The sequence below is a fragment of the Domibacillus indicus genome, assembly GCF_023715895.1.
In the GTDB taxonomy this organism is placed as follows: Bacteria; Bacillota; Bacilli; order Bacillales; family Domibacillaceae; genus Domibacillus; species Domibacillus indicus_A.
In genome coordinates this window covers 1-371 of sequence record NZ_JAMBOO010000106.1, presented here as the reverse complement: position 1 = coordinate 371, position 371 = coordinate 1, and the positions used below count along the sequence as shown (strand labels likewise).

Genomic DNA, 371 nt, shown 5'->3' with positions numbered 1-371 from the left:
TCGTAACAAGGTAGCCGTATCGGAAGGTGCGGCTGGATCACCTCCTTTCTAAGGATATTTACGGAAGTGAGAACTTGGTTCTCACACACGTTTGACGTTTGATTTTGTTCAGTTTTGAAGGTTCAATTTGAAACTTCATAATGGAGGTAGGGGCCTATAGCTCAGCTGGTTAGAGCGCACGCCTGATAAGCGTGAGGTCGATGGTTCGAGTCCATTTAGGCCCACCATTCTTACTTCTTTATACGGGGCCTTAGCTCAGCTGGGAGAGCGCCTGCTTTGCACGCAGGAGGTCAGCGGTTCGATCCCGCTAGGCTCCACCATATTATGTTCTTTGAAAACTGGATAGAAGCAACACATTGTATGACCAAAGC

The 371-nt window shown here is 48.0% G+C and carries 2 tRNA genes; both read left to right on the top strand.

What is annotated here, in order from left to right:
- Positions 1-150 precede the first annotated feature (150 nt).
- Positions 151-227 (top strand) — tRNA-Ile (locus M3221_RS27140).
- Positions 228-244: 17 nt separating this feature from the next.
- Positions 245-320, top strand: a tRNA-Ala gene (locus M3221_RS27135).
- Positions 321-371 lie beyond the last annotated feature (51 nt).